This window comes from Sphingomonas sp. CROZ-RG-20F-R02-07, from assembly GCF_022662335.1.
GTDB lineage: Bacteria > Pseudomonadota > Alphaproteobacteria > Sphingomonadales > Sphingomonadaceae > Sphingomonas.
This window is the reverse complement of record NZ_JAKNQJ010000040.1, coordinates 1-5,090: the sequence shown is the minus strand read 5'-3', so window position 1 is coordinate 5,090 and position 5,090 is coordinate 1. Positions and strand designations below refer to the sequence as shown.

Annotated in this window: 7 protein-coding genes and 1 tRNA gene; 1 reads left to right on the top strand and 7 read right to left on the bottom strand. The window is 69.3% G+C overall.

Annotation, left to right across the window (positions count from 1 at the left end; all coding sequences use genetic code 11):
* Positions 1–230: 230 nt before the first annotated feature.
* Positions 231–305, bottom strand: a tRNA-Gln gene (locus L8H00_RS18590).
* Positions 306–347: 42 nt separating this feature from the next.
* Positions 348–1,448 carry a branched-chain amino acid aminotransferase gene (locus tag L8H00_RS18585; protein ID WP_242098826.1) on the bottom strand — a complete coding sequence of 367 codons (1,101 nt, stop codon included), beginning with the start codon at positions 1,446–1,448 and terminating at the stop codon, positions 348–350.
* Positions 1,449–1,509: 61 nt separating this feature from the next.
* Between L8H00_RS18585 and L8H00_RS18580 the strand changes: the two genes are divergently transcribed.
* The gene (locus tag L8H00_RS18580) at positions 1,510–2,004 is read left to right on the top strand and encodes a helix-turn-helix domain-containing protein (RefSeq protein ID WP_242098824.1); all 495 of its coding nucleotides are present in this window, start codon (positions 1,510–1,512) and stop codon (positions 2,002–2,004) included.
* 3 nt (positions 2,005–2,007) lie between these two features.
* On the opposite strand, the gene L8H00_RS18575 is transcribed toward L8H00_RS18580, so the two are convergent.
* The 5 genes from L8H00_RS18575 to L8H00_RS18555 all read right to left on the bottom strand — a co-directional run bounded on the left by L8H00_RS18575 (position 2,008) and on the right by L8H00_RS18555 (position 5,034).
* Complete coding sequence (locus L8H00_RS18575) at positions 2,008–2,805, bottom strand: pyrroline-5-carboxylate reductase (RefSeq protein ID WP_242098821.1); 798 nt, start codon at positions 2,803–2,805, stop codon at positions 2,008–2,010.
* Positions 2,805–3,308 carry a YbjN domain-containing protein gene (locus tag L8H00_RS18570; RefSeq protein ID WP_242098830.1) on the bottom strand — a complete coding sequence of 168 codons (504 nt, stop codon included), beginning with the start codon at positions 3,306–3,308 and terminating at the stop codon, positions 2,805–2,807. Before L8H00_RS18570 ends, L8H00_RS18575 begins: the two co-directional genes overlap by 1 nt.
* A gap of 90 nt (positions 3,309–3,398) precedes the next feature.
* Positions 3,399–3,659, bottom strand: a complete 261-nt coding sequence (locus L8H00_RS18565) for an accessory factor UbiK family protein (RefSeq protein ID WP_242098820.1) — start codon at positions 3,657–3,659, stop codon at positions 3,399–3,401.
* 22 nt (positions 3,660–3,681) lie between these two features.
* Positions 3,682–4,233, bottom strand: a complete 552-nt coding sequence (locus L8H00_RS18560) for a TspO/MBR family protein (protein WP_242098819.1) — start codon at positions 4,231–4,233, stop codon at positions 3,682–3,684.
* A 90-nt stretch (positions 4,234–4,323) separates the two neighbouring features.
* Complete coding sequence (locus L8H00_RS18555) at positions 4,324–5,034, bottom strand: TlyA family RNA methyltransferase (protein WP_242098828.1); 711 nt, start codon at positions 5,032–5,034, stop codon at positions 4,324–4,326.
* Positions 5,035–5,090 lie beyond the last annotated feature (56 nt).

The following is a 5,090-nucleotide window of genomic DNA, read 5'->3' as shown; positions in this document are numbered from 1 at the left end:
AGGCATCGTGCGTCCGCAGGCTGCATGTCAATTCGGCGATGCCGAGACGCCCGCGATGGACGGCCGGGACTGCCCGGCGGAAGTGGTAGATGCCGCCCCGGCGGACGGTGTTCGGGATGCCTCCCACGTGCACAGAACCTCGGTTCTGTAGCAGGGCTCTGTAGCAAATCCCCACCACGGTTCCGGCACCGTTCGAAAAGCCAAGTTGCGTCAGACGCTTAATGGGAAGTTGGCTGGGGCGGCAGGATTCGAACCTGCGAATGGCGGCACCAAAAGCCGCTGCCTTACCACTTGGCGACGCCCCAACGGAGGCGCGCTTATAGCCGCCCCGCCGTGAACTGAAACCCCTATCCGGCGAGACGGTGCAACCAGCCATGCGCGTCGGGCGCCTGGCCGCGCTGGATCGCGACCAGCGCCTCGCGCAGGCGCATCGTCGTGGCGCCCGGGCCGCCATCGCCGATCGTGAAGCTGCCCTCCGGACTGGCGACGCGGCCGATCGGGGTGACGACCGCCGCCGTGCCGCAGGCGAACGCCTCGACCAGCCGGCCGCTCGCCGCATCCGCCCGCCACTGGTCGATCGCATAGGGCTGCTCGCGCACCGTAAGCCCTTGGTCGCGCGCGAGCGTCAGCAGCGAATCGCGCGTGATGCCGGGCAGGATCGTGCCCGTCAGCGCCGGGGTCGCGAGGCTGCCGTCGTCGAAGACGAAGAAGACGTTCATGCCGCCCAGTTCCTCGACATAGCGGCGCTCCACCGCGTCGAGGAACACCACCTGATCGCAGCCCTGGCGGATCGCCTCCGCCTGGGCGACCAGGCTGGCCGCATAATTGCCGCCGCATTTTGCCGCGCCCGTGCCGCCGCGCGCCGCACGCGAATAATCCTGGCTCACCCAGATCGACACCGCCGGCGCGCCGCCCTTGAAATAGGCGCCCACCGACGAGGCGATCACCATGTAGAGATATTCGGAGGCCGGCTTCACGCCGAGGAACACCTCGGAGGCGAACATGAACGGGCGCAGATAGAGCGCGCCGCCATCGCTTTGCGGGATCCATTCGCGATCGATCGCGACCAGCCGCTCGATCGATTCCATGAAGATCGCCTCGGGCAGCTCGGGCATCGCCAGCCGCCGCGCGGAATCCTGGAAGCGGCGGGCATTGGCGGTCGGGCGGAACAGCGCGGTGCCACCATCCTCCAGCCGATAGGCCTTCATGCCCTCGAAGATCTCCTGCGCATAATGCAGCACCGAAGACGCGGGATCGATCGTCAGCGGCGCGCGCGCGGTGATCCGCGCATCGTGCCAGGCCTTTTCGTCGCTGAACCGCACGACCGCCATGTGATCGGTGAAGACGCGGCCGAACCCCGGATCGACCAGCCGTTCGCTCCGCGCGTTCGCCGCGACCGGCGCGGCGTTGGGCGTGACGGCAAAAGCGAGGCGGGATTCGGCCGGCATGGCAAAAACTCTTCGGTTGGCGGGTTGCGGTTGACTAGGGCGCGGCGCTAGACCGGTCAACATGGCTGCCGCACCCCAGTCCGCATCTCCCCTTTTCCTGCGCGAGCCCGAGCTGCGCCGCGGCATGGAGTTGCTGTATTTCGGCAACAGCCATCTGACCCGCGCGATCGACCAAGGCTTGGCAAAACAAGGGCTTGGCCGCGCGCACCACCGCGCGCTCTACTGGATCGCGCGCAAGCCCGACATGACGGTGAGCGATCTGCTTCAAGTGCTCGCCATCACCAAACAATCGCTCGGCCGCGTGCTGAACGAGCTCGCCGAGCGCGGCATGGTCGAGACCCGACCGGGCGAGCGCGACCGCCGTCAGCGGCTGCTGCGGCTGACCGAGAGCGGCCAAGCGCTCGAGACCGAGCTGTTCGATGCGCTGCGTACGCGGCTCTCCAAGGCCTATGCCGAAGCCGGCCAAGCGGCGGTGGGCGGCTTCTGGGCGGTGCTCGAGGGGCTGATGCCCGACGAGGAGCGCGCGCGCATAGCCATGCTGCACGCGCAGGGCTGACGCTCAGCGCGCGGCGGCGGCCATCTCGGCGTTGCGGCGCGCGGAGGCCGCCAGCGTCTCGGTCAACAGCGCGACCAGCGCATCGTTGCGATCGAGCACGTTCAGTCCCTCGCGCGTCGAGCCCCCCGGGCTGGCGACTCGGTCCGCCAGCGTCGAGGGCGGCGCATCGGCGGCCATGGCCATCGTTCCCGCGCCGTCCAGCGTGGCGAGCGCGAGGCGCGCGGCCTGGTCGGCGGGCAGGCCCAGCGCCTCCCCCGCCCGCGCCAGCGCATCGGCGAAGCGGAACACGAAGCCCGGCCCGCAACCGGCAAGCGCGGTGACCGCATCGAACCGCGCCTCCGCATCGACCCATTCGACCAGCCCCAGCGGCGTGGCGAGCGCCTGGGCCACGCCGCGAACCGCGACGTCGGCGCTCGGCGTGTACAGCGCGGTGACGCCCTTGCCGATCGCGACGGGCAGGTTCGGCATCGCGCGCACGATCGCGCCCGCCGCGAAGCGCCGGCCGAGTGCAGCGACCTCCACGCCGGCCAGGATCGAGACGAGGATCGCCGGCGTCACGCCCCGGAGTATGGGGGCGACGGCATCGAGCTGTTGCGGCTTCATCGCGAGCACCAGCACCGCCGGCGTCTCGTCCGCCGGCAGCGCATGCAGCGCGCGGACGCCGTCGGGCACGTCCGCCGTGCCGCGCGTCACCACCGTCACCGACTGCGGATCGAGCCCGGCGGCGACCCAGCGGCGCAGCATCGCGCCCCCCATATTGCCGCAACCGATCATCCAGACCGGTCCCATTCCGGATACCATCACGCCTCGCCCTGGGTATCGATCAGCGCGGCGGCGAGCGCCTCCTTGGGTGTCTTGCCGCCCCACAGCACGAACTGGAACACCGGGTAGAAACGCTCGCACTCGTCGATCGCCGATTCGACCAGCAATTCGGCCGCAGCCAGCGACATCGTGCCTTCCTCCTCGCCATCGACCATCGTCGCATGGCGGTAGAGAAGAATGCCGCTCGACGACCAGAGTTCGAAATGGCCGACCCAGAGCTGCTCGTTGACCAGGCCGATCGCTTCGTAGACCGCCGTGCGACGCTCGTCGGGCACCTTGATGTCGGGAAAGGCGAGGAACTGGAGCACGCTGTCGTCCTCGCGCCACAGCGCGCGGAGCTCATACTCGGTCCAGCTTCCCTTTACCGTCGCGACGATCTCGTCGTCATGGCGCTCGTGATCCCAGCCATGCGCGGCATAATAGCTTTCGAGCATGTCGATGGGGGCGGAGTCGTCGGGCTCCTGATCGGGGCGATCGAGCATCATCACGCGCCCAATCCACGCGATATCGCCGCCCGATGCAATACATCAGACGGCGCGCCCCGCGGGAATAGGTCGAAAATCGTGGAAAACTCAGGCAGAGGGGGCCTCTTGCGGCCGGGCCTCGAGCGCGTCGAGCCGAGCGCGCAGCGCATCCGCCTCGTCGCGCGCAGCGATCGCCATTGCCTTCACCGTGTCGAATTCGTCGCGCGACACGAAGTCGAGGCCGCCGATCCACTCGCGCGCCCGTGCACGGGCGCCCGATTCCGCCTCGCGGCCGACACCGGCGAGCGTGCCCGCCGCGCCGTTGAACAATTTCACGAAATCGTCGAAGATCCGGTTTTCGGACTGCATGCCAAGCCTTCTTATAGGTTCGTCACAGCATCTGGGACGTATGCGCGCCCGGCACAAGGGCCTGTGCGTCGGGGTTCAGCCGCTGGATCCCGAGCGTCAGCATGCCGGCAAAGCTCACCCAGATCAGATAGGGCAGCATCAGCCACGCCGCGAGCGGACGGATCCGGCCGAAGACCAACGTCGTCGCGATCGCCGTCACCAGCAGGACGGCGAGGAGCGCGAGCGCCAGGCCGATCCGGTGCGCGCCGAAGAACACCGGCGTCCACGCCAGGTTGAGCGCCAATTGCACCGCGAACAGCGCGACGGCGAGGCCCCGCGACCGCGCGCCCCGGGCGTTGAGCACCACCGCGAGCGCCACGCCGATCAGGATGTAGAGCAGGCTCCACGCGACGGGAAACACCCATCCCGGCGGCGTCAGCGCGGGCTTGACGAGCGCGACGTACCAGCCATTCTGATCGCCGGCCGGCACCGATCGCCCCGAAGCGAAGCCCAGCAGCAGCACCAATGGCACCGTGACCAGCGCCCAGCGCAGGAACGACATGCGCAACTGGTTCTTCGATGCGATCCCGCCCACAGCCACTCCTCGATTGTGCCCGGGCCGGCTATTGCCGTGTCGGTGCGCTGAGGTAAACCTCGGGTTGCAGCGGATCGTTCCGCCGGTGGTTCATTCCCGGACGGCGGCGATCAGGAATTCGACATTGCCTTCCGGCCCGGTGATGGGGCTGGGCGTGATGCCGGCGACGGCCCAGCCCTGGCCAGCGATCCAGTCGGCCACCTCGGCGCAGACGCGCGCGTGCACGTCCGGATCGCGGACCACGCCGCCCTTCCCCACTTCGCCGCGCCCCGCCTCGAACTGCGGCTTGACGAGCGCCATCAGGCGCGCGCCGGGGCCCGCGAACGTCAATGGCCGTTCGAGCACCTTGGCGAGGCCGATGAAGCTGGCGTCGCACACGATCAGGTCGACCGGCTCGGGGATATGCGCCGCGGTCAGGATGCGGGCGCTGGTCTGTTCGTGGACGATCACGCGCGGATCCTGGCGGAGCGACCAGGCGAGCTGGTTGGTGCCGCTGTCCACCGCATAGACGCGCGCCGCGCCGCCCTGGAGCAGCACGTCGGTGAAGCCGCCGGTCGACGACCCCACGTCGATCGCGACCGCGCCCGGCACGCTCCATTCGAAATGCGCGAGGCCGTGCGCCAGCTTGATCCCGCCGCGCGACACCCAGGGATGATCGCGGCCCTTCACGTCGAGCATCGTGTCGGGCGCGAGCGCCTGCCCCGGCTTGTCGATCTTGCGCGTGCCGGCGAACACCAGCCCGGCCATGATGAGCGCCTGTGCCCGCGCCCGCGATTCGACCAGCCCGCGATCGACGAGCATCTGGTCCGCGCGCTGCTTGCCTCCGCTCACCGGTCCCCGCTCAGGCGCGCGCGCCT

Coding starts and splice junctions, on each gene's coding strand:
- L8H00_RS18585 (WP_242098826.1), bottom strand. CDS start 1,448: ATGCCGGCCGAATCCCGCCTCGCTTTTGCCGTCACGCCCAACGCCGCG.
- L8H00_RS18580 (WP_242098824.1), top strand. CDS start 1,510: ATGGCTGCCGCACCCCAGTCCGCATCTCCCCTTTTCCTGCGCGAGCCC.
- L8H00_RS18575 (WP_242098821.1), bottom strand. CDS start 2,805: ATGGTATCCGGAATGGGACCGGTCTGGATGATCGGTTGCGGCAATATG.
- L8H00_RS18570 (WP_242098830.1), bottom strand. CDS start 3,308: ATGCTCGATCGCCCCGATCAGGAGCCCGACGACTCCGCCCCCATCGAC.
- L8H00_RS18565 (WP_242098820.1), bottom strand. CDS start 3,659: ATGCAGTCCGAAAACCGGATCTTCGACGATTTCGTGAAATTGTTCAAC.
- L8H00_RS18555 (WP_242098828.1), bottom strand. CDS start 5,034: ATGCTCGTCGATCGCGGGCTGGTCGAATCGCGGGCGCGGGCACAGGCG.